The sequence below is a fragment of the Lentzea sp. NPDC006480 genome (genome assembly GCF_040611995.1).
Classification (GTDB): domain Bacteria; phylum Actinomycetota; class Actinomycetes; order Mycobacteriales; family Pseudonocardiaceae; genus Lentzea.
Window position 1 is genome coordinate 13,613 of sequence record NZ_JBEXPJ010000088.1, and the last position, 20,105, is coordinate 33,717.

General features: G+C 68.4%; 24 protein-coding genes. 8 read left to right on the forward strand and 16 right to left on the reverse strand.

Annotated elements, in window-relative coordinates; translation table 11 throughout:
* Window positions 1-6 precede the first annotated feature (6 nt).
* On the forward strand, window positions 7-426 hold the full coding sequence (locus tag ABZX92_RS28875; protein ID WP_355565929.1) for a nuclear transport factor 2 family protein: 420 nt from the start codon (window positions 7-9) through the stop codon (window positions 424-426).
* Here the strand turns inward: ABZX92_RS28875 and ABZX92_RS28880 are convergent.
* The 7 genes from ABZX92_RS28880 to ABZX92_RS28910 are packed head-to-tail and all read right to left on the reverse strand — an operon-like array spanning window position 418 to window position 5,878.
* Window positions 418-1,083: a DUF6766 family protein gene (locus ABZX92_RS28880; protein WP_355565932.1), complete on the reverse strand. Its 666-nt coding sequence runs from the start codon at window positions 1,081-1,083 to the stop codon at window positions 418-420. The two genes, ABZX92_RS28875 and ABZX92_RS28880, sit on opposite strands and share 9 nt — an antisense overlap.
* A 30-nt stretch (window positions 1,084-1,113) precedes the next feature.
* Window positions 1,114-2,064: a TIGR03557 family F420-dependent LLM class oxidoreductase gene (locus ABZX92_RS28885; protein WP_355565935.1), complete on the reverse strand. Its 951-nt coding sequence runs from the start codon at window positions 2,062-2,064 to the stop codon at window positions 1,114-1,116.
* A complete protein-coding gene (locus tag ABZX92_RS28890) occupies window positions 2,061-3,818 on the reverse strand; it encodes a thiamine pyrophosphate-requiring protein (RefSeq protein ID WP_355565938.1) in 1,758 nt (585 codons plus the stop codon). Before ABZX92_RS28890 ends, ABZX92_RS28885 begins: the two co-directional genes overlap by 4 nt.
* On the reverse strand, window positions 3,815-4,537 hold the full coding sequence (locus ABZX92_RS28895) for a metallophosphoesterase (protein ID WP_355565941.1): 723 nt from the start codon (window positions 4,535-4,537) through the stop codon (window positions 3,815-3,817). Before ABZX92_RS28895 ends, ABZX92_RS28890 begins: the two co-directional genes overlap by 4 nt.
* Window positions 4,534-4,782, reverse strand: a complete 249-nt coding sequence (locus ABZX92_RS28900) for a BON domain-containing protein (RefSeq protein ID WP_355565944.1) — start codon at window positions 4,780-4,782, stop codon at window positions 4,534-4,536. The genes ABZX92_RS28895 and ABZX92_RS28900 overlap by 4 nt, the downstream gene beginning before the upstream one ends.
* Window positions 4,745-5,335, reverse strand: a complete 591-nt coding sequence (locus tag ABZX92_RS28905) for a hypothetical protein (protein WP_355565947.1) — start codon at window positions 5,333-5,335, stop codon at window positions 4,745-4,747. Before ABZX92_RS28905 ends, ABZX92_RS28900 begins: the two co-directional genes overlap by 38 nt.
* A 36-nt stretch (window positions 5,336-5,371) precedes the next feature.
* Window positions 5,372-5,878, reverse strand: coding sequence for a GNAT family protein (locus ABZX92_RS28910; protein ID WP_355565950.1), 507 nt, complete (start codon window positions 5,876-5,878; stop codon window positions 5,372-5,374).
* A gap of 85 nt (window positions 5,879-5,963) precedes the next feature.
* On the opposite strand from ABZX92_RS28910, the gene ABZX92_RS28915 reads away from it, so the two are divergent.
* Window positions 5,964-6,197: a zinc-ribbon domain-containing protein gene (locus tag ABZX92_RS28915; RefSeq protein WP_355565953.1), complete on the forward strand. Its 234-nt coding sequence runs from the start codon at window positions 5,964-5,966 to the stop codon at window positions 6,195-6,197.
* A 61-nt stretch (window positions 6,198-6,258) separates the two neighbouring features.
* Here ABZX92_RS28915 and ABZX92_RS28920 read toward each other — a convergent pair whose 3' ends face one another.
* Window positions 6,259-6,843: a DUF998 domain-containing protein gene (locus ABZX92_RS28920; RefSeq protein ID WP_355565956.1), complete on the reverse strand. Its 585-nt coding sequence runs from the start codon at window positions 6,841-6,843 to the stop codon at window positions 6,259-6,261.
* 135 nt (window positions 6,844-6,978) lie between these two features.
* On the opposite strand from ABZX92_RS28920, the gene ABZX92_RS28925 reads away from it, so the two are divergent.
* Both ABZX92_RS28925 and ABZX92_RS28930 read left to right on the forward strand, forming a co-directional pair.
* Entirely contained in the window at window positions 6,979-7,662 is a 684-nt protein-coding gene (locus ABZX92_RS28925; RefSeq protein ID WP_355565959.1) for an SRPBCC domain-containing protein, read from the forward strand.
* A complete protein-coding gene (locus ABZX92_RS28930; RefSeq protein WP_355565960.1) occupies window positions 7,659-8,483 on the forward strand; it encodes an alpha/beta hydrolase in 825 nt (274 codons plus the stop codon). Before ABZX92_RS28925 ends, ABZX92_RS28930 begins: the two co-directional genes overlap by 4 nt.
* On the opposite strand, the gene ABZX92_RS28935 is transcribed toward ABZX92_RS28930, so the two are convergent.
* The 5 genes from ABZX92_RS28935 to ABZX92_RS28955 form a co-directional block, all read right to left on the reverse strand.
* Window positions 8,393-9,598: an MFS transporter gene (locus tag ABZX92_RS28935; protein WP_355565963.1), complete on the reverse strand. Its 1,206-nt coding sequence runs from the start codon at window positions 9,596-9,598 to the stop codon at window positions 8,393-8,395. The two genes, ABZX92_RS28930 and ABZX92_RS28935, sit on opposite strands and share 91 nt — an antisense overlap.
* Window positions 9,599-9,626: 28 nt before the next feature.
* Window positions 9,627-10,205 (reverse strand): Pr6Pr family membrane protein, encoded by a 579-nt coding sequence (locus ABZX92_RS28940; RefSeq protein ID WP_355565965.1) that lies wholly within the window; start codon window positions 10,203-10,205, stop codon window positions 9,627-9,629.
* A 7-nt stretch (window positions 10,206-10,212) separates the two neighbouring features.
* Entirely contained in the window at window positions 10,213-11,331 is a 1,119-nt protein-coding gene (locus tag ABZX92_RS28945; protein ID WP_355565968.1) for an FAD-dependent oxidoreductase, read from the reverse strand.
* Between the two features lie 82 nt (window positions 11,332-11,413).
* Window positions 11,414-12,349: an RNA polymerase sigma-70 factor gene (locus ABZX92_RS28950; RefSeq protein WP_355565971.1), complete on the reverse strand. Its 936-nt coding sequence runs from the start codon at window positions 12,347-12,349 to the stop codon at window positions 11,414-11,416.
* Window positions 12,350-12,362: 13 nt separating this feature from the next.
* Window positions 12,363-12,761, reverse strand: coding sequence for a DUF2000 domain-containing protein (locus ABZX92_RS28955; RefSeq protein WP_355565974.1), 399 nt, complete (start codon window positions 12,759-12,761; stop codon window positions 12,363-12,365).
* Between the two features lie 50 nt (window positions 12,762-12,811).
* Between ABZX92_RS28955 and ABZX92_RS28960 the strand changes: the two genes are divergently transcribed.
* Together ABZX92_RS28960 and ABZX92_RS28965 are read left to right on the forward strand one after the other, a co-directional pair.
* Complete coding sequence (locus tag ABZX92_RS28960) at window positions 12,812-13,573, forward strand: AraC family transcriptional regulator (RefSeq protein ID WP_355565977.1); 762 nt, start codon at window positions 12,812-12,814, stop codon at window positions 13,571-13,573.
* A gap of 4 nt (window positions 13,574-13,577) precedes the next feature.
* On the forward strand, window positions 13,578-16,175 hold the full coding sequence (locus tag ABZX92_RS28965; RefSeq protein WP_355565980.1) for a BTAD domain-containing putative transcriptional regulator: 2,598 nt from the start codon (window positions 13,578-13,580) through the stop codon (window positions 16,173-16,175).
* Here ABZX92_RS28965 and ABZX92_RS28970 read toward each other — a convergent pair.
* From ABZX92_RS28970 to ABZX92_RS28980, 3 genes are read right to left on the reverse strand one after another with little or no spacing between them, the layout of a single operon-like run.
* A complete protein-coding gene (locus ABZX92_RS28970) occupies window positions 16,144-17,166 on the reverse strand; it encodes an FAD-dependent monooxygenase (RefSeq protein WP_355565983.1) in 1,023 nt (340 codons plus the stop codon). The genes ABZX92_RS28965 and ABZX92_RS28970 overlap by 32 nt on opposite strands.
* A gap of 36 nt (window positions 17,167-17,202) precedes the next feature.
* Window positions 17,203-17,805, reverse strand: coding sequence for a DUF305 domain-containing protein (locus ABZX92_RS28975; protein ID WP_355565985.1), 603 nt, complete (start codon window positions 17,803-17,805; stop codon window positions 17,203-17,205).
* A 4-nt stretch (window positions 17,806-17,809) separates the two neighbouring features.
* Entirely contained in the window at window positions 17,810-18,526 is a 717-nt protein-coding gene (locus ABZX92_RS28980; RefSeq protein ID WP_355565988.1) for a lytic polysaccharide monooxygenase, read from the reverse strand.
* Between the two features lie 286 nt (window positions 18,527-18,812).
* Between ABZX92_RS28980 and ABZX92_RS28985 the strand changes: the two genes are divergently transcribed.
* Both ABZX92_RS28985 and ABZX92_RS28990 read left to right on the forward strand, forming a co-directional pair.
* A complete protein-coding gene (locus ABZX92_RS28985; protein ID WP_355565991.1) occupies window positions 18,813-19,274 on the forward strand; it encodes a hypothetical protein in 462 nt (153 codons plus the stop codon).
* Between the two features lie 89 nt (window positions 19,275-19,363).
* Complete coding sequence (locus ABZX92_RS28990) at window positions 19,364-19,906, forward strand: DUF305 domain-containing protein (protein ID WP_355565994.1); 543 nt, start codon at window positions 19,364-19,366, stop codon at window positions 19,904-19,906.
* Window positions 19,907-20,105 lie beyond the last annotated feature (199 nt).

Consider the following 20,105-nt stretch of genomic DNA (forward strand, 5'->3'; position numbering starts at 1 on the left):
CCTGGGATGAACCCTGTTCTGGAGCTGTTCCGCCGCGCCGTCACCGACAACGACGCCGACGCGATGCGCGAGGGCGTCGAGCTGATGTTCGGCGATCTCGACGCGCAGTCCGAGTACGAGCTGCGGTCGCCGGACTACGTGATGGAGATGCCGCAGTCCGGCGAACGGATCAGCGGCAGGGACGACATGCGCGCGATGCAGGAGGCGTTCCCGAAACCGCCGGCGATCGAGCTGAGGCGGGTGTCCGGCGCCGGAAAGCTCTGGGTCGTCGAAGGCGTCAACGACTACGGCGACGGCGACGATGCGTGGCACGTCGTCGTCGTGTGGGAGCTGGACGACGACGGACGGATCGTGCGCGACACGCGCTACTACTCCCAGAAGTTCGCTCCACCGCAGTGGCGCGCGCAGTGGGTGGAACTAACCTGACCTGTCAGTCACCTCGTGCGAGGCGCCCACGGGCTTCGACTCGGGCGAGCCGCGCTGGCGCAGGTAGACGCTGAGAATCGCCATCGACGCGATCGCCAGGAACTCGGACTGCCAGTTCTGCAGCGACCGGTTCCAGAAGTCGGAGCTGAAGAAGTACGCGCCCAGGCTCACCTTGTCCGCCAAGGGATCCGACTGGCTCGCGTACCAGCCCGCGATCCACTGCGTCGTCCACGAGAACAGGAACAGCACCAGCATCACGAGACCGAGCGAGTTCGAGTAGAACTTGGTGCGCCATCCGCCCACCCGCGCCCACTTCGGCGAGTCCGCGCTCGTGTACCGGCCGAGCTGCTGGTTCTCGTCCGTGTCCAGACCGGCCTTGTCGGCGGGCTTGGACTCCGGCGAGCCGCGCTGGACCAGCCACACGGTCGCGGTGACGTACAGGAAGAACTGCAGGTACTCGGACTGCCAGTTCTCCGCGACGTCGACCAGGAAGTCGGCGGAGAACAGGTACTGCCCCAGCGAGAGCAACGGCTGCCCGAGCGCAGCCTGACGCTCGTTGAAGTCGGCGTGGCCCGCGAAGAACTGGCCGACCAGTGCGGCGAGGAAGAGCCCGCCGAAGCCGAGCGTCAGGCTGTGCTCTCGCAGGAACCTCCTCATAGGACTCGAATACCCTGCTCAGCAGACGCGTCAAACGTCGAGCAGCGGCACGACTTCCTTCGCCCAGAACTCGAAGAACTCGCGCTGGTTCGAGCCGATCTGCTGCACGTACAGCTCGTCGAACCCGGCCTCGGCGAACTCCCGCACCTTCGCCGCGTACCGCTCCGGGTCCGGGCCGCACGGAATCGACTCGCCGATCATCTCCGGCGTCACCAGCTCCGAGGCCTGCTCGAAGTGCTTCGGCGTCGGCAGCACCTGGGCCAGCTCGCCGGGCAGGCCGTCGTTGGGCCACAACCGGTGCGCGGTCCGCACACCGTCCTCCTCGGACTCGGCGTAGCAGACCTTCAAGCCGCTCTGCGCCGGACCGCGCCCGCCCTCGGACCGGTACTGCTTCACCAGATCACCTGCTGGGCCGACGCAGATGTAGCCGTCGCCGTTCTGCGCCGCCAGCTTGACCGCCTTGGGACCGAACGCCGAGACGTAGATCGGCACCGGTCGTTCCGGCACGGTGTAGATGCGGGCGTTCTCCACGGTGTAGTGCTTGCCGTGGTGCGTGACCTCGTCGCCCTGGTGCAGCGCGCGGATGAGGCCGATCGCCTCCTCCAGCATCTCCAGCCGCACGTCGGCGGACGGCCAGCGGTCGCCGAGAACGTGTTCGTTCAACGCCTCCCCACTGCCCACGCCGAGCACGAACCGGCCCTCGCACTGCACGGCCGCGGTTGCCGCCGCCTGGGCGATCACCGCCGGGTGGATGCGGACGATCGGGCAGGTGACCGCGGTCGTGATCGGCACCGACACCGTCTCGGACAGCGCGCCGATCGTGCCCCACACGAACGGCGACTGGCCCTGTTCGTCGTTCCACGGGTGGTAGTGGTCCGAGATCCACAACGACTCGAAGCCGTGGTCCTGAGCCATCCGCGCGTGGCGGACCAGGTCTCGCGGACCGTGTTCTTCGGACGAGAGGAAATAGCCCAGTTTCACGGCAGCAACTCCTGGATCTTGGTTTTGATTCCCCGGCTCATCAGGCCCCACGCGTCGGGATCGCCGCGCAGCACCGCCTCGGTCATGTCCTTGAGCTGGTCGAACGTGGCGTGCGGCGGGATCGGTGGCACGTTCGGGTCGCAGCGCACGTCGAGCACGACGGTGCCGTCCGACGCCAGAGCCGTGTCCCAGGCCGGGCCCAGCTGGTCCGGCTTGTCCACCTCGATGCCCTGCAGGCCGATCGAGCGCGCGTAGGCCGCGTACGAGATGTCCGGAAGTGTTTGCGACTCCTCGAACTTCGGCGCTCCGCCCATCGCGCGCAGCTCCCACGTGACCTGGTTGAGGTCGTTGTTGTGGAAGACGCACACGACGCACCGGATGCCGTAACGCTTCAGCGTCAACAACTCCGCCATGCCGTTCATCTGCATCGCGCCGTCGCCGACCAACGCGATCAACGGTCGTTTGGGCTGGGCATATGCGGCACCGAGCGCGTAGGGGACCGCGCAACCCATCGTGGCCAGTGTGCCGGACAACGACGACCGCACGTTGCCGTGAATCCGCAGCAAACGCGCGTACCAGTTCGTGGCGGAACCCGAGTCCGCGGTGACGATCGCGTTGGCGGGCAGGCGCTTCGACAGCTCCGAGACGATCAGCATCGGGTTGACCGGGTCGGCGGGCACCGAGGCCTGCTTCTCCACGACCTCCCACCAGCGTTCGACGTTCGCCTCGATCGTGTGCCGCCACGAGCGGTCGTTCTTGCGCTCCAGCAACGGGATCAGCGCGCGCAACGTCTCCCGCGCGTCGCCGACCAGGTTCACCTCGGTCGGGTAGCGCATGCCGATCGTGCGGCCGTCGACGTCGATCTGCACACCGCGGGCCTTGCCGAACTTCGGCAGGTACTGCGAGTACGGGAAGTTCGAGCCGACGATCAGCAACCGGTCGCAGTCGCGCATCATCTCGTACGACGGCCGGGTGCCCAGCAGCCCGATCGACCCGGTCACGTACGGCAGGTCGTCGGGCAGCACGTCCTTGCCCAGCAACGCCTTCGCGACTCCGGCGCCGAGCGCGTCGGCGACCTCGCGCACCTCGGCAGCCGCTCCACGAGCACCCTGGCCGATCAGGATCGCGACCTTCTCACCGCTGTTCAGCACGTCGGCCGCGCGCCGCACCTCGTCGTTCGCCGGTACGACACAGGAAGAAGGCCGCGACGGCGGGCTCGACGGGATGTACTTGAACTCGTGCTTGGGCGCCTCGTACTCCTGCTCCTGCACGTCGTTCGGGATGATCACCACCGCCGGCGCGCGATCGGCCGCGGCGGTGCGCATCGCCCGGTCCAGCGCGTTCGGCAGCTGCTCCGGCACGTTGACGTCGATCAGGAACGAAGCGACGTCGCGGAACAACGAGTGCAGGTCGACTTCCTGCTGGTAGCTGCCGCCCTGCGCGGTGCGGGCGGTCTGCCCGACGATCGCGACGACCGGGACGTGGTCGAGCTTCGCGTCGTACAGGCCGTTCAGCAGGTGGATCGCGCCGGGCCCGGACGTCGCCAGGCACACTCCGACATCGCCGCTGAACTTGGCGTAACCGACCGCGGCGAACGCGGCCATCTCCTCGTGCCGCGTCTGGATGAACGCGGGGTCGTTGTCCGCCTTGCCGAACGCGGCCACGATCCCGTTGATGCCGTCGCCGGGATACGCGAACACCTGCTTGACGTCCCAGTCGCGCAGGCGTTGCACGATGAAGTCGCCAACGGTCATGCGTTCGCACCTTCCATCACGTAGACGGTGTACGCGGACCGGATGATCGGCTGCGCGACGTTGCGCACCCGCACCCCGCCCGGCGTCATGCCCTGTTCGGTGCCGAAGTGCGCGTGCCCGTGGACGGCGAGATGCGTGCCGGTGGCGTCGATGGCCTCACCCAGCAGATACGAGCCGAGGAACGGGTAGATCTCCGGCGGCTCGCCGCGCAACGTGTCCGGCACCGGCGCGTAGTGGGTCAGCGCCACCTTGATGTCGGTGTCCAGTTCGGACAGTGCCTGCTCCAGGGTCTCCGCGATGTCACACGTGTGCTGGATGAACGCCTTCATCTCGCGCTCGCCGAACGCACTCCCGCACTTGCCCGCGAACCCGCCGCCGAACCCCTTCACGCCGGCGACACCGAGCGTGCAGCCGTTGATCTCGGCTTGGAAGGTCGTGCCTTCCAGCACATGGATGCCCTTGTCCTGCAACGTCTTGGTGACTTCGAGCGGTTTGTCGTCCTGATGGTCGTGGTTGCCGAGCACAGCGACGACGGGCACCGCCAGGTCCGCGAACTCGTCCGCGACCACCTGGGCTTCCGCGACCGTGCCGTGCCGGGTCAGGTCACCGGCGAGCAGCAGGACGTCCGCGTGGTCGCCGACCTTGTCGAGTGCCGGACGGAGCCTGCCGCGCATGTCCTCGCCGAGGTGCACGTCACCGACCGCCGCGATCCGGATCATCGCAGGTCCTCCTCGCCCACCGGCTCACCCGCCGGCGTCACGCGCACGTCGTTGAAGATCGTGAGCTGGGGTGCGGCCTCGTGCAGGACCTCTTCGAGGGCCTTGCGCCGATCCGCGCACGCCACGTCGCCGGAGAGCATCACGTGATCTCCGCGCACCGTGACCCGCACGCCGAGCTCGGCCGTTCTGGGGTCCTCCGCGACCGCCCTACGCAGGTTTGCCGCGAGGTACTGCTCGGATTCCATTGCCCCTCCCGATGATCTCCAGGCGTTCGATGAGCACCAGGAACGCCTCGGCGTACGGCGAGTGCTTCGTCTCCTCGCGCACGTGTTCCCAGTCGATCTGTTCGCGCAACGCACGGGCGAACGGCAACAGCTCGCTGAAGTCGCAGCGGTGGCCGTCCAGCACCAGCAACTTGCTCGTCAGCACGAACGTCGCGGGCATCACCGGCAGCATCACCGACCCGACCGGCATCTCCTCGGCCATCGCCAGCACCTCGTCGGTGACGGGGCGCTCGTTGGGCCGGAACAGCAGGTCCACCAACGAGTCGCCGTCGTAGACCTTGAGCAGCCAGTCCTCCGGCGGCTCCGCGGCCCGCAGCCCGCGTTGCACGAGAACGCGGACCGCGTTGGTCGCGTCCTCCTGACGCACCAGCAGATCCACGTCGTGCTCGCTCGCCGGTCCGCCTCGCGCGTAGCCCGCGCACCCGCCCGTCAACGCGAACGGGATGTCCGCGCTTCGCAGGGCGTTGGCGACCTTGGTCAGAGTCCGCAGCAGCTCGTCCTGCACGTCGCTCATGCACTGCCGGTTACCCGGCTGATCGCGACGTGAACCTCAGGCGGGGTCGGTCGCGAGCCGCGCGTGCGTCTCGGTGTCGTACCGGACGCCGTCGTAGAGCAGCCGGGACCGTTCGACACCCTCCGCCAGGAACCCGGCTCCCACCGCGACCCGGCAGGACGCGGGGTTGTCGAGCCGGTGCGCGAGCTCCAGCCGGAACAGCCCGAGCTCCGTGAACGCCCACTCGCTGAGCTCCCGGCACGCTCTGGTGGCGAGGCCCTTGCCGCGCGACCGCTCCCGCATCCAGTACGACACCCAGCCGGTGAGGTGGCGGCGGTCGACGTTCGACACCGCGACGTTGCCCACCGGCTCGCCGTCGTCCAGCACGGCGAAGGCGTAGGCGGTGTCCTCGGCCCGGCGGTCGGCGAGCATCGCGATCCAGTCCTGAGCGGCCGCCGTCGAGTCGACCGGAGTGGGGAACTGCCAGTTCATCAACGGCTCGGCGGCCGCCGCCAGCACGATCGGCGCGTCGGACGGGAGCCAGGGCCGCAAGAGGTTGCTCACCTGTGCAGCTTCTGAAGTTGCCGAGCTCACTGCAACTCAAATGGGACGCCGGACGTCAAAGGGACAGCCAACCCAGGAGGCGCGGATGTTCATTTTCGGCTGGCGCACGACGATCCAGCAGCTCGCGATGCTGTCGCTCGTGTGCGGACACTGCCACAACCAGGCCGCGCACGCCCTGGTCAAGCGCTACACCAAGCCCACGATCTTCTTCATCCCGCTGTTCACCATCAGCAGCAGGTACGGGCTGCAGTGCACGTTCTGCGGCATCTCCTACGACATCAGCACCGTGCACGCCAGGCAGCTCGGCGCTCACGTCTGACGGCAGGCGGCACATCCGGGCGCGTCCTCGTCGGTGGTGACGCGCCCGCACTCGGGACAGATCAGCTCGAGAAGGCAGGCCGGTTCAGCCGCAGGGACACGACCGAGGTCCACACCCAGCCGATCGTCGCCACCACGTAGAGCAGCACCGTGCCGCCGGGGTTGCCCAGGAACGCCATCGGCACCATCAGGAGCACGCCCGTCAGGCCGCTCATCACCGCCAGCCATCCCCCGAGCCTACGCGCGAACACGAAGCACGCACCGATCCAGCCGATCATGGCGAGCCCGAACGCCACCGCGTGCAGGATCCCGTGCCACGACAGCGAAACCGGCGCGGTGTCCGGTGTGCCGACGGGGAAGCCCAGCGCGGGATCGGCGGTGAACACCCCGCCGAGGATCATCCCCGCCCCCATCAGGCCGATCAGCCGCGCACCCCATTTCGTGTGCCTGGCCATGCCCGTGGCGGCGATGACGAACAACGCGCCGCTGACGATGAAGTTCGCGATCTGGATCCACCCGAGCGAGCCCAGGCTGAGCATGCTGAACGGGTGCCGGGTGAGGTCGAAACCCTCGCGGGTGAAGGCCTGGGCGTACCCCACGACCAGGTAGAGCGGACCGGCGGCGACACCACAGGCGATGCGGGACATGACTTCCTCCACTGGTTCGGTGCCGAGAACGGAACCACCGACAAGTTTTTTTGTCAAGACTAGCTTCACTGTCTTGACGATGAGAGTTGTCGGGAGCAGGATGAGACCATCCACGAACCCGGAGAGGGAGAACTGATGGGCCACGCGTTCGAAAGCACCGACGAGATCGAGGTGCCCGCGTCCGTCGAGGACGTCTGGACGGCCATCGCCACGGGGCCGGGCATCGACTCGTGGTTCATGGGCCGCAACGAGGTCGCGAACGGCCAGGTCAAGATGGCCTTCGGCGGGTACGAGCCGACCAGCGGGATCACGGCGTCCGAACGAGGCAGCCACTTCGCCTACGACAGCGGCAAGGCGCCGGACGGCCGGTTCATCGCCTACGAGTTCCTCGTCGAGGGCCGCGAGCACGGCAGCACGGTGCTGCGGATGGTCACGAGCGGCTTCCTGCCCGGCGACGACTGGGCCGACGAGTTCGAGGCCATGACGCTGGGTGGCGCGCTGTTCCGCCGGACGCTGCAGGAGTACCTGACGCACTTCGCCGGCCGCACCGCTCGCCCGATCACCGTGTTCGGGCCGATGGTCAGCGACTGGGACGAGGCCTGGAAGAAGCTCGATGCCGCGCTGGCCGAGAAGCTCCCGGACGCCGTCGAGTTCCACCGCAACGCCCACACTCTCGCGCTGCGCACCGACAAGGGCATGTACCGCTTCATGCGCGGGTTCTTCGGGCCGTTCATCGCCGCGCACAACATCTTCGAGGGCGACGAGTCCGAGCAGGACTGGCAGACCTTCCTCGACACCACCCTGGGAGAGCAGAGATGACGCGCTTCACGACCTCCGCCGACGGCACCGAGATCGCGTACTCGATCACCGGTTCCGGACCCGCGCTGATCCTCGTGGACGGCGCGATGTGCCACCGGATGTTCGGCCCGAGCACCGAGCTGGCGTCGGTGCTGGACAAGAACTTCACCGTCTACACCTACGACCGGCGCGGCCGCGGCGAGACCGGTGACGGTGCGACGCCGTGGACGCCGGAGCACGAGATCGAGGACCTCGACGCGGTCATCGGGGAAGCCGGCGGCAGTGCGTTCGTGTTCGGCGTGTCCTCGGGTGCGGTGCTCGCCCTCGACGCGGCGACGAAGCTGCCGTCCATCACCCGCCTCGCGGTCTACGAGGTGCCGATGGTCGTGGACGACACGTACCAGCCGCGCCCCGCGGACATCGTGCAGCAGATGAACGACATGCTCGCGCGCGGCGACCGTTCCGGCATGCTCTCGACCTTCATGAAGATGGTCGGCGTGCCCGGCATCGGGCTCGCGATCATGAAGCTGACGCCGGTGTGGAAGAAGCTCAAGCTGGTCGCGCACACGCTGCCGTGGGACCTGCGCATCCTCGGCGACGACGGTCGCGGCTCATCGCTCCCGGCCGATCGCTGGAACATCAAGGTGCCGACGCTCGTGATGAACGGCGGCAAGAGCCCCGACTACCTCCGCAACACGATGAAGAACGTCGCGGAGGTCCTCGGGGACGTGGAGTACCAGGAGTTGCCGGGTCAGACGCACATGCTCAAGTCCTCGGCCGCGGCACCGGTGCTGGTGGAGTTCTTCTCGCGCGCCCAGCGCACCGCCGGCCCCATGGCGTAACCGGCCACGACGAACAGCCCGCCGACCAGCAGCCACCCGATCGCGCCCCAGCCGAGCACGACCGTGGTGAGCAGCGCCGGGCCGACCATGCGCGCGACTGCCGTGCCGGTCGCGAAGAAGCCCTGGTACTGGCCCTGCCGGTCGGCGGGCGCGAGGGTGAAGCTGATCTCCCAGGCCCCCGACGCGAGCATCATCTCGCCGAGCACCTGCAGCGCGGCGGCCGCGATCAGCACGGCCGCCACCGGCCAGGCACCGAGGCTGAACGCCGACGCCGCGAACACCGCGCAGGAGGCGAGCATGATCAGGCCGGCGTGCCTGACGAGCTTCGACGCCTGGCCGAGTCCGTTGGCGCGCTTGGCGATCCGCACCTGGAAGAGCACGACGGCGCCGGTGTTGAGCACCAGCAGCGCGGCGGCGAGCCAGGTCGGTGCCTCGGTCCGCTGCACGATCCACAGCGGGATGATCAGGCTCAGCAGCGGCATGTAGAGCAGCATCACGGCGTTGATCAACGTGATCAGCGCGTACGGGCGGTCCTTCAGCACGTCGAACTTGCCCTTGGCACGGGTCATCACGGTCTCCGGCAGCGTGCCCAGGATCAGTGCCGCGATGAGGAACGCGAGCACATCGATCACGAACACCGCCGTGTAAGCGGCTTCGGTGCCCAGGTGCAGCGCGAAGCCGCCCATCGCCGCGCCGATCGCGATGCCCGCGTTGGCCGTCGACTGGATCCGAGCACGGGCCCGCGTGCGTTCCTCGGGCGTCGTGAGGCCGGCGAGAAGGGCCTGCCTGGACGCCTGCAGGCCGCTCTGGAAGCTCGCGTACAGGCACATGACCAGCACGAACGCCGCGAAGCTGCGGGTGAAGAGCAGGATCCCGATGCTGGTGGCCGTGGCTGCCGCGAGCACGACCGCGGTGGTGCGCGGGCCCAAGCGGTCGGCGAGGTGTCCCAGCGCGACACCCGCGACGGCTCCGACGCCCCACGCGAGCGTCAGCGCGAGGCCGACCCGCGCCGCGCTCAGGCCGACGATCTGGGTGAAGTACAGGGCGGAGACGACGAGAAAGCCGCCGTCGCCAATCGAGTTCGTCAGCTGTGCGTACGCGAGTCGCCTGGTCATGTCTTAGAACCTAGAGCGACGATTGGCCCTAGTCGTGGGACAAGACAGCACTGCTTCTTTGGGCCAATTTCGTGCCGGCCCACGACACCGCGTAGGCCAGGCCGGTGATGACAACCGCGACGAAAACGCAGGTCAGGGCCACCTCGCCGTACCCGTGCGGGCGCGGGTCGAGGAACGGGTACGGGTACCAGTCCACGATCGGCCCGCGGATCAGCGTGTAGGCGAGATAGGCGGCGGGGAACGAGAGCCAGGTCCATGCGCGGGTGGTCCGTTCCGGCGCGAGCAGCCACTCCACGACGACCAGGATCGGCACGACGACGTGGAGGACCCAGTTCGCGTACGCCGGGGTCTGCACGTCAACGCCTCGCAGCAGCAGCGCGTAAACGAGGCCCGTCGTGGCCATGTAGAGCACGGCCGCGCCCCTGATCTGCGCGGAGACCGGCCCCCACACCCCCAGCAGCGCCACACAGGCCGCGAACACGTTCGACAGCACCGTGAAGTAGCTGAAGTGGTTGGCGAAGCGGAACCGGTCCCCGAGCACGACCACCAGGTACACCTCGGCCGAAAGAACCAGCAGGAAGACGGCCATCCGGAGCAGCTTGATCACGCACGAATTAGAGCGCGGTTTCGAGCGTCGCGCTGGCCGTGGTGATGCGCCGGCGACGCGAAGGCATCAGCACCGTCGGGTGCGAAATGCTCCAGGCCGCGGACTTGCAGATGAACTCCTTCAGGCGGACGGCCGCCTTGCCGGTGAGCGCGGACGGCTTGGGCTTGTCGTCGGGAGTCACCCACTGCATGACGGCGTCGTTGCGTCCGAGGCTGATGCACTGGCCGTTGTAACCGATTTTGTTCTTCGGGATCGCACGGCCCGTGAGACGCGCGGCGATGGCGTCGGCCGCGAGGTGGCCCGTCGGAACGCCTGAGGCGCAAGACATCCGCAACGTCGAGCCGCTTCCGCCTTGGGCGAGCGCGGCGTCACCGACGGCGTACACGTCGGGGTGCGAGACCGACCGCATCGTCTCGTCGACGACGATCTGCCCCGACGGCGAGACCTCCAGGGTCGTGGCCGCGGCGATGGGGTGCACGGCGAAACCGGTGGTCCACACCGTCACCTCGGCGTCGAGCGTGCGGCCGTCGACGCCTTCGTGCACGGTGATGCCGAGCCGGTCGACCGCCTGGCGCAGGTGCCGGCGGGCCTTGTCGCTCAACCAGTCTCCGAGGCCGCCGCGGACGGCGAGGGAGACGTCGAGGTCGGGCCGGGCCTCGGCGATCTCGGTGACCGCTTCGATGCCGGTCAGACCACCACCGACGACGAGGACGGTGCCACCGGCGCCGAGGTCTGCCAGCCGCGCGTGAAGTCGTTGCGCGGCCTGCTTGCCGGCGATGTTGTGAGCGTTCCCGGGAACGTCGGTGGCGGTGCTGCCGAGTGCGTAGACCAAGGTGTCGTACGCGATCTCGCCGCCGTCGGTGTCCACGATCTTGCGTTCGGCGTCGACCGCGACGACCCGCGCGATCCGCACCTGCACACCGGTTTTCGCGAAGACGTCGGTCAGCTTGCGGACCTTCAGGTCCTGTCCAGTTGCCAGCTGGTGCATGCGCACCCGCTCGACGAACTCGGGGTCGGCGTTGACGAGGATGATCTCGGTGTCGGCGGGGTGCAGCCGCTTCGCGAGGCGGCCGGCCGCGTTGGCTCCGGCGTATCCGGCTCCGAGAACGACGATGCGGTGGGTCATGGCTTCGCTCCTGTCTGGTTCGTGTTCGCCTCCTGAACCGGACGGCGGCGCGAAACCTGACAGGAGCGGGCTGTGACCTGAGTCACCAGCTTTCGACGAGGGGCTCTCCCGAGGTCCAGGTCCGCGTGGCGCGGTCGAGCTTGGCGGGGTTGGCCTGAGTGTGGACCGCGGTGATGCCCTCGGTGGTCACCTCGAACGTGACGACGACGACCACCTGCCCGTCGACCACCAGCACCACCGCAGGGACGCCGTTGACGACCTCGGCGAACAACGCCGGGCTGCCGCCGATCATCGCCCGCTTGGCGTCGTCGATGGTGAACAGGGTGCGCAGGAACCTCGCGACCCGGAGGGCACCGCTGATCGGCCTCGGCAGGCTCGGGAACACGCCGCCCGCGTCGCCCGCGCTGATCGCGTCGTCGGCGAGCAGTCTCACCAGCGAGTCGGTGTTGCCGCTGAGCGCCGCCGCGAGGAACTCCTCGACGATCTTGCGCGCACCGGCTGCGTCGACCTCCACGCGGGTCCGCCCGGTGGCGAGGTGCTGCTTGGCACGCCGGTAGATCTGCTGGCAGTTCGCCTCGGTGAGGTCGAGGATCTCCGCGATCTCACCGTGCGCGTACCCGAACGCCTCCCGCAGCACGTAGACGATCCGTTCGTTGGCCGAGAGCCGTTCCATCAGGGTCAGCATCGCGATCGAGACGGACTCGCGTTGTTCGACCGTCTCGGACGGACCGAGCATCCGGTCACCGGCGAACACCGGCTCCGGCAACCACTGGTCCACGTAGGTCTCGCGCCTGGCCCGCGCCGAGGTGAGGCGGTTGAGGCAGAGGTTGGTGAGCACCTTCGTCAGCCACGCCTCCGGCGTCTCGATCTCCGCGTGGCCGGCTGACTGCCAGCGCAGGTACGTGTCCTGCACCGCGTCCTCGGCGTCGCTCGCCGACCCCAGCAGCCGGTACGCGATCGCCTCCAGCCGCGGCCTGGCCTTCTCGAACACCTCGAGCTCATGCGTCCCCACCAGCATGGTTCGAAGTCAATCACGGATGCATGCGCGCGCCTTTGAAGATCTTGTCGACGGCGTTCTTCTGGCCGTGCACTGCGATCCCGACCAGGTCCAGGTCCTGCGTGTGCACCTTGCGGACAGCGGCTCGGTTGTCCTCGTCGTTGCCCGTCGCGAACAGGTCGGCGGTGAAGACGGCCATGGGCTGGTTGCGGTTGAGAGCGCGCTCGTGGGCCTTGGTGAGCAGGTCTTTGTCACCCTGCAGGACCACGACGGGCTGGCGGAACATCGGCAGGTAGTGCACGTCGTCGGCGTCCACGTACGGCTCGCCGCGGAGCTCTTCCGGCAGGCCGCTGACGAGGAAGGCGGTGACGTTCAGCGCCTGCCAGCCGGCCAGGTCGTCCCGCAGCAGCACAGCGATCTTGGTGTCGAACATGGACCCCACGATCGCGGGCATCCCGGCCTGGCGTCTTGTACGTTTTTGACATGAGCAGCACCGCTTGGAAACCGGCGGTGGACGGGATCAAAGAGGTCTTCCACGCCCACTTCACCACGCACGCCTACCCGGCGCACACACACGACGCGTGGACGTTGATGCTGCTCGACGACGGTGCCGTGCGGTACGAACTGGACCGTCACGAGCACGGCGCGCTCGTCTCCGGCGTCACGCTGTTGCCGCCGCACGTGACGCACGACGGGCGGTCAGCGGTGCCCACCGGCTTCCGCAAGCGCGTGCTGTACCTCGACGACTCGGTGCTGCCGCTCGACCTGATCGGCAAGGCCGTCGACACCCCGATGCTGGTCGACCCGTTGCTGCGGCAGCGGGTGCACCAGCTGCACCTCGCGCTGGAGGACCCGTTCGAAGCTTCGAGTCGCCTGGCGTTGATCGCCGAACGGCTCAAGCACCACTTCGAAGGCGCCACCGCCGCGGTGTACGCGGATCCGACGCTCGCCGACCGGTTGCGAGACCTGCTGGACGCCTCGGTGCCCGCCGGGATCACGCTCGCGCAGGCCGCCGCTGAGCTGCAGACCAGCCCGACGCACCTGGTGAGGGCGTTCAGCAAGCGGTTCGGGTTGCCGCCGCACCGGTACCTGACCGGCCGCCGGGTGGATCTCGCCCGCGGATATCTGCTGGAGGGACACGGCGCGGCCGAGGTGGCGGTGATGGCCGGGTTCCACGACCAGTCGCATCTCACCCGCCATTTTCGCCGTGTGCTGGGTACGAGCCCCGGCCGCTTCGTACGCTGACACCGTGCACGTCGGCATTCTCGGCCCCGTTGAAGCGCACTCCCCGGACGGCAAGATCGCGGTGGGTGGGCCGCGGCCGCGCACCCTCCTCGCGATGCTGGCGTTGCGGGCAGGCGAAATCGTCCTGCTCGACCGGTTGATCGACGAGCTCTACGGCTCGGAACCGCCGTCCGACGCCGCGAATGCGTTGCAGGGCCAGGTGTCCCGTCTGCGCCGAGCTCTCGGAGACGCCTCGCTGATCGAGTTCCACCCGGCCGGCTACCGGCTGGCCCTGGCACCGGATCACGTTGACGCCCATCGGTTCGTCTCGCTGGCCGCCGAAGGTCAGCAGGCGTTGGAGCGCGGTGATTCGCAGGGTGCGGAATCCCTTTTGTCCGAAGCACTTCAGCTGTGGCGCGGGCCGGCGCTGGCCGACATCGACGCCCAGGACCACGCGACTCGGCTTGAGCAGCAACGGTCGGCCGCCACGAACGCGTTGATCGCCGCGCGGATCCGGCTCGGCAAGGCCGACGTGCAGGAGATCGCGGACCTGGTCCAGCAGCACCCGTTGGACGAACGACTGCGCGGCTACCTGATGCAGGCGTTGAACCAGCAGGGCCGTCAAGCCGAGGCGTTGCAGGCGTTCGAGGACGCGCGCTCGCTGCTGGCCGACGAGCTGGGCACCGACCCGTCGCCGGAGCTGCGCGCGATCCACCTGCAGATCCTGCGCGGCCAGACCCATCGCGAACTGCCGGCTCAGCTCACCAGTTTCGTGGGCAGGCAGGACGAACTGCGGCGGCTCGCGTCGATGAGCTCCCGGCTGGTCACGCTGACCGGGCCCGGCGGTGCGGGCAAGACCCGGCTGGCACTGCGGAGCGCCGGTCCGGACGCGATCTTCGTCGACCTCGCGCCGGTGAAGGACGTCTCGGCGGCGACGCTGCAGGCGTTGGGACTCAAGGAAACCGTGCTGGCCCCGGAAGACCGGCTCACGCTGGCGCTGCGCGAGCGCGACACGTTGCTGATCCTCGACAACTGCGAGCACGTGATCGTCCAGGCCGCCCAGCTGGCGCAGCACCTGCTGAGCACCTGCCCGTCGTTGCGGATCCTGGCCACGAGCCGGGAGGCGCTCGGCATCACCGGTGAGATGCTGTGCCCGGTGCCGCCGCTGAAGCCCGAGCAGAGCGTCGCGTTGTTCGTCGACCGCGCGCGGCTCGTCAACCCGGCTTTCGTGCAGGACCAGCACACCGTCGACATCTGCCGCGAGCTCGACGGCCTGCCGCTCGCCATCGAACTGGCCGCGGCGCGCACCCGGACGTTGACGACCGAGGAGATCTCCGCGCGGCTGGGCGACCGATTCCGCTTGCTCACCAAGGGAAACCGTGCCGCCGCTCCGCGCCACCAGACCCTGCGCGCGGTCGTGGAGTGGAGCTGGGACCTGCTCGACTCCGACGAGCGCGACCTGGCGGCATCCATCGCGACCTTCAGCGGCGGGGCGACGCTGGAGGCCGTCGAACAGGTCTGCCGGCACGACCTCGAAGTGCTGGAAGCGCTGGTGGACAAGTCCTTGGTGGACGCCACCGACGGCCGCTACCGGATGCTGGTGACCATCCGCGAGTTCTGCTCGCAGCACAAGCGCGTCGACGCCGAGCACGCCCGGTACTTCCTGGATCTGGCTCGTCGCGCGGATCCCGAGCTGCGCGGGCGCGACCAGCTGCGGTGGTTCGCCCGCCTGACCGCCGAGCACGCGAACTGCCTGCAAGCCGTCGAGTGGGCGACCGAACACGACCCGGAGCTGGCGCTGCAGCTGGTCGCCGAGCTGTCCTGGTACTGGTACGTGAAGGGCAGCCGCACCGAAGTCCGCGCCCTGGCTGAGAAACTCGTCGCCCGAGTATCTGAACAGTCCACTGAGGAATATGCGATTCTGCTGGCGCTGGCCGCGCCGGAGCGCGTGCAGAACGTGTTGCAGGGCTTGAGCGGCCCGATCAAACAGCCGTTCGTGCTGATCGCGTGGGCGATGCTCAGCGGCCCGCCCGACCCCGGCGCCCCGCGCACCGAGCTGCAGAACGAGGTCGAACGCAGCGACGACCCGTGGATCCAGGGATTGATCGGCTTCAGCAACTCCTACACCGGCTTCGTCGCGAACGGCGACCGGGCGCCCGCGATCGCGTGTGCCCGCAAGGCGCTCAAGCAGTTCCAGGACCTGGGCGAACGCTGGGGCGCGGCCCAGGTCATGGACGTGCTGGCCAACCTGACCGACGATCCGCACGAAGCCCTGGCGCTGACCGAGGAGGCGCTCCGGGCCGTCGGCGAGCTGGGGGCCAAGGAGGAGCTCGCCGAACTGCGCGGACGGCGAGCGGACCGGTTGCTCGACATCGACGTCGACGAGGCCGAGCGCGACTACCTGGAGGCGTTGGACATGGCGACGCAGGCCGGTCTGGCCGCGACTCGGGCACTCGCCACCGCGGGCCTGGCCAAGATCGCCCAGCGCAGGGGCGACCTGGCCAAGGCCGAACAGCTGTTGCGGGACGCACAGAAGGAACTCGGGTTCGGATGGATGCACAACGCGGCCAAGCTCCAGATCGAGGCCGCGCTCACCGAACTGCCGCGTACTCCGGGAGTTTGATCGCGGTGGCTGCCCGCAGGTCGAACCGCGCCACCATCGGAATCTTCGGCAGCAGCCCGAACATCCTGTCGCGAGCCCACATGCCCAGCCTGGTCGCGGGCGCGAGAGGTGGCCCGGGATTGCCCTGGCACCCGCGCGCATACGGTCCGATCAAGGCTTCGTACCGCGCGAAGGCGCCCTCTCCCGCCGCCATCTCCCCTGCCAGCACGTAAGCCGAGACGACCGAGAGCCCGGTTCCCATACCTCCCAGCGTGGACCCGTACCCGGCGTCACCGATCAGCGTGACCCGCCCGGAGCTCACCGTCGGCATCCGCACCTGGCTGATCGAGTCGAAGTAGATCCCCGGCGCGATCAGCTCGTAGGGCATGAGCTCCGGCGGCACCGACGACTTGAACATCAGCCAGCCGGGCGCGGCGGTCACCCCCGGCGCGCACGTCAGGTCGCGATCATCGCCGTCGGTGTCCCAGATCGCGAAGTAGTAGCCCTGGAACTTGGGCCGGTACTCCGGGAAGACCAGCCGCCGCACGCCGGAGCGCATCCCGTCGGCGCCGATCACGAAGTCGAACCGCCGCGAGGGCCCGCGCGCGAACGTCACGTCCACCCCGGCGCCGTCGTCGTCCAGCGAGGTGATCCAGTCGCCGAACACGTACTCGGCGTCCGAACAGCTCGCCTCGTACAGCAACCGGGACAGGTCGCCGCGCAGGATCTCCACCTCGCCGCCGGTGAACCACGCGGGCAGCCGGCAGCGTTCCCGCCCGTCCGGGTCGCGGAACACCATGTCGCGCGGTTTCGTCTGCGCGGCCATGACGGCATCGAGCACACCCATCCGTCTCAGGACAGAAAGGTGTGCCTCGCCGCGGAAGTCCACGGCCTGACCACCAGGGCGCAGCGACGGCGCCCGTTCCACCACCGTGGGCGAGCAGCCCGCGCGTGCCAGCCAGTAGGCGAGCGCGGGCCCGGCGATGCCCGCTCCCGAGATCAAAACGTCCATGACCGGGAAGGGAACGCCGGACCGCTGACCAAACGCCTACGGTTCGCTGATGGCCTTCAGCATCTGCTGGATCTGGCCCTGCCGCGTGTTGGCCACGCGCTCGGCATAAGCCGTGGTCTCGGGGTTCTGACCGTCCTTCTTCTCGGTGAGCGCCATCTCGACGGCGGCGCCCTGGTGCCCGGTCATCAGGTTGAGGAACGCGAGGTCGAACTCGGCCCCGCTCTTCTCCTTGGTGTCGTTGATGACCTTGTCGTCGAGCAGGGGCTGACCGCCGTGCTGGACGTGCAGGTTCGCGCCGCCCTCCTCCGGCTTGCCCCAGAGCTTCAACCAGGACTTGAGCATCGAGAGCTCTTCCCGCTGGGTCGTGTTGATCGCGCCCGCGAGGTCCTTGGTCTCCTGCTTCGTGGCCTTCGCCATCGCCAGCTGGGAGAGGCTGATGCCGAGCTGCAGGTGGTCGACCATCATCTGCACGAACGTGACGTCCGCGTCGTTGAACCGCGAGCTGGCGGCCGGCGGGGGTGGTGCGGCGGAGTTCGCACCGTGCCCGTGGGCTCCTTGGCCCTCCGGCACGATCGCCTCTCCGCCGCACCCCGCCAGCGCCAGGACCGCGGCCGCAATCGCGATCACCAGGCGCTTCATCGGATCAGATCTTCTGCCACAGCGACGCCGCGTTGGGCGGTTCCCAGCCGGTCAGCGAGGTGTGGGCCTGCAGGCACCGGTAGCTCGACCCGCCGTAGGTCACCTGCGCGCCGGTGGCGTAGTACGTGTTCGGCGCCCACGTGCCACCGACGGGAGGTGACGTGGTGGTCGTGGTGGTCGGCGGCGGGGTCGGGTTGCCGCCGGTGCCACCGATGTTGATGTCGATGCAGGAGTAGAACGCCTTCACCGTGTCGGCGATGTTCCAGATCGCGCGGAGCTTCTGGCGGCCGGAGAACCCGCTCAGGTTGATGGTGTGCCGCACCGGGTCGACCGGCGCCGCGTTGCCGCCGTCGACGAAGCCCACGCGCGTGCTGCCGATGTAGTACTCGTAGTCACGCGTGCGGTGCCGGGCGGTGAACGTCCAGGTCATCGTCAGGCTGCTACCGACGTTGGTGACCTGCCACGCCTTGCTGTCGTCGTTGAGCACCTGGAAGTCCTGGCGATCACCGCCCCAGCAGTCCGTCCTGCCTTTGTCGCCTTCGTTGCTCTGCGGCTCGTACCGGGGACCGTCGCAGCCCGTGACCGCTCCTGAAGCACATTGCGCCTGCCGGCTCGGCGGCGACGACACATAGCCGTGCGCACTGGCCGAACCGACCGGAGTGATGAACACGATCGCAGGGACAGCGGCCATGACCAGCGCCGCTTTTCGGGTGAGTTTCATCGTCCGAACTCCTTGGCTAGTTCCCAGGCGGGGTAGACCCCCGTTGCAGGGGCGGGAACCGGCAGCGTCTAGATCGCTCGCCGATCAAGTTTCGGTGTGGTCTAGACCATAAACCTGGGTTCAGAAAGTGGTCAAGACATCACCGGCCGTGGACCTGAAACTGGTTGCTGTCAACAAGTCCAGTCGGGTGCGTGGTCCTGCCCTCGGCCGTTCGGGTTACCGGATCAGACCAATCGCCTCACTGGTACTGCGTGCAAGACGTCACCTCGCTGGGTACTCGGACGCCATGCGCGACTTCAGCGAGCCCGCCAGGGCAACCGGTCCGGGCGTCGTGGCCGACGGCCCATCAGGAGTGGCAACCATCCTCGTGATCGATCCAGCGGGCGAGGCCCTCCACAACGACATCCCCGCGACCTGGCGCCCGCTGGCCGACACCGTGCGCGTCGTGTGGCTGCGCGTGCCGGCCGCCCCGTCCTGGAAGTCCACAGTGGACAAAGTCCTGAGCATGCACCGCGACGACACCTCGACCCAGCTGGACGTGGTGACGAGCGGCCCACTGGCGACCGACGTGCTCGACCTGGTCCGCGACCACGCCGACCTGGTGCGCTCGGTTCTCCTGGTGGACCCGGAAGCCGACTTCCCGTCGGCCCGCGTCATCGCCCGCAGCCAAGGCACCCCGCCCCCGCTGCCACTGGGCCACCCCGACGTGGTCGCCGGAGTGCTCAAGGCCCTGGACGACCTCGGCTGACGCCAAACCACTTAGGTTCCAGAACTTTCACTGAACCGGACACAACGGCCACCCGTATGCCCACACAGGGAACCGTGACGGGAGGCTTCATGCGTGCGCGTCTGCTCATCATCGTGCTAGGTCTGTTAGCGCTGACGGGCTGTTCGACCTTCGGCGGAGACAGCTCCTCCGGACCAGCGGCCAACGAGGACGATGCGACCTTCTCGCTGAGGATGATCCCCCACCACCGCCAGACGATCGAGATCTCCAAGATCGCCCTGGAACGCTCCAAGGACGAGTTCGTCATCGACGTCGCCGACAAGATCTCCAAAGCCGAAGCGGGCGAGATCGAGCAGATGTCCACCTACCTGCGCTCCTGGAACATCCAGGTCCCCGGCGACGACGCCGCCACCACCCACAAGATGGCGGGCATGATGACCGAAAAGGACATCAGCGGCCTGAAAGCCGCCCAGGGCAAGCAGTTCGACGACCTCTACCTGTCCGCCCTCTCCCGCCACCTCCGCAGCGGCGTGGACATGGCCAAGGACGCCCAGACCAAGGGCGTGCACGTGGGCTCCAAGGCCCTGGCAGGCAAGATCGTCGTCTCGCAGTCCGAAGTGATCGACCAGATCGCCGCCAAGAAGAAGGCCTGACGCCGCAACACTTCCAGCCTCACCCGACACGCCCTCCGCGCCGCAGCGGCGGGCGTGTCGTCGTCACCGCTCACGATGGTCGGCACGCGGGCCGTTAGACGAGCGTTGTGCCCGATCCCTTCGACCGAGCGTCCGCGCCCTGTTAGTGAACGCCTCCTTGCGGAGATGGGCATCAGGGTGCATGGGCTGTGGTAGGCCC

What these genes read in the sequence shown, in the direction of transcription:
- ABZX92_RS28900 (WP_355565944.1), bottom strand. Translation starts at nt 4,782, where the DNA reads ATGGAATCCGAGCAGTACCTCGCGGCAAACCTGCGTAGGGCGGTCGCG.
- ABZX92_RS28935 (WP_355565963.1), bottom strand. Translation starts at nt 9,598, where the DNA reads ATGACCAGGCGACTCGCGTACGCACAGCTGACGAACTCGATTGGCGAC.
- ABZX92_RS28880 (WP_355565932.1), bottom strand. Translation starts at nt 1,083, where the DNA reads ATGAGGAGGTTCCTGCGAGAGCACAGCCTGACGCTCGGCTTCGGCGGG.
- ABZX92_RS28970 (WP_355565983.1), bottom strand. Translation starts at nt 17,166, where the DNA reads ATGGACGTTTTGATCTCGGGAGCGGGCATCGCCGGGCCCGCGCTCGCC.
- ABZX92_RS28875 (WP_355565929.1), top strand. Translation starts at nt 7, where the DNA reads ATGAACCCTGTTCTGGAGCTGTTCCGCCGCGCCGTCACCGACAACGAC.
- ABZX92_RS28915 (WP_355565953.1), top strand. Translation starts at nt 5,964, where the DNA reads ATGTTCATTTTCGGCTGGCGCACGACGATCCAGCAGCTCGCGATGCTG.
- ABZX92_RS28985 (WP_355565991.1), top strand. Translation starts at nt 18,813, where the DNA reads ATGCGCGACTTCAGCGAGCCCGCCAGGGCAACCGGTCCGGGCGTCGTG.
- ABZX92_RS28905 (WP_355565947.1), bottom strand. Translation starts at nt 5,335, where the DNA reads ATGAGCGACGTGCAGGACGAGCTGCTGCGGACTCTGACCAAGGTCGCC.
- ABZX92_RS28960 (WP_355565977.1), top strand. Translation starts at nt 12,812, where the DNA reads ATGAGCAGCACCGCTTGGAAACCGGCGGTGGACGGGATCAAAGAGGTC.
- ABZX92_RS28955 (WP_355565974.1), bottom strand. Translation starts at nt 12,761, where the DNA reads ATGTTCGACACCAAGATCGCTGTGCTGCTGCGGGACGACCTGGCCGGC.
- ABZX92_RS28920 (WP_355565956.1), bottom strand. Translation starts at nt 6,843, where the DNA reads ATGTCCCGCATCGCCTGTGGTGTCGCCGCCGGTCCGCTCTACCTGGTC.
- ABZX92_RS28980 (WP_355565988.1), bottom strand. Translation starts at nt 18,526, where the DNA reads ATGAAACTCACCCGAAAAGCGGCGCTGGTCATGGCCGCTGTCCCTGCG.
- ABZX92_RS28990 (WP_355565994.1), top strand. Translation starts at nt 19,364, where the DNA reads ATGCGTGCGCGTCTGCTCATCATCGTGCTAGGTCTGTTAGCGCTGACG.
- ABZX92_RS28975 (WP_355565985.1), bottom strand. Translation starts at nt 17,805, where the DNA reads ATGAAGCGCCTGGTGATCGCGATTGCGGCCGCGGTCCTGGCGCTGGCG.
- ABZX92_RS28895 (WP_355565941.1), bottom strand. Translation starts at nt 4,537, where the DNA reads ATGATCCGGATCGCGGCGGTCGGTGACGTGCACCTCGGCGAGGACATG.
- ABZX92_RS28925 (WP_355565959.1), top strand. Translation starts at nt 6,979, where the DNA reads ATGGGCCACGCGTTCGAAAGCACCGACGAGATCGAGGTGCCCGCGTCC.
- ABZX92_RS28930 (WP_355565960.1), top strand. Translation starts at nt 7,659, where the DNA reads ATGACGCGCTTCACGACCTCCGCCGACGGCACCGAGATCGCGTACTCG.
- ABZX92_RS28945 (WP_355565968.1), bottom strand. Translation starts at nt 11,331, where the DNA reads ATGACCCACCGCATCGTCGTTCTCGGAGCCGGATACGCCGGAGCCAAC.
- ABZX92_RS28950 (WP_355565971.1), bottom strand. Translation starts at nt 12,349, where the DNA reads ATGCTGGTGGGGACGCATGAGCTCGAGGTGTTCGAGAAGGCCAGGCCG.
- ABZX92_RS28890 (WP_355565938.1), bottom strand. Translation starts at nt 3,818, where the DNA reads ATGACCGTTGGCGACTTCATCGTGCAACGCCTGCGCGACTGGGACGTC.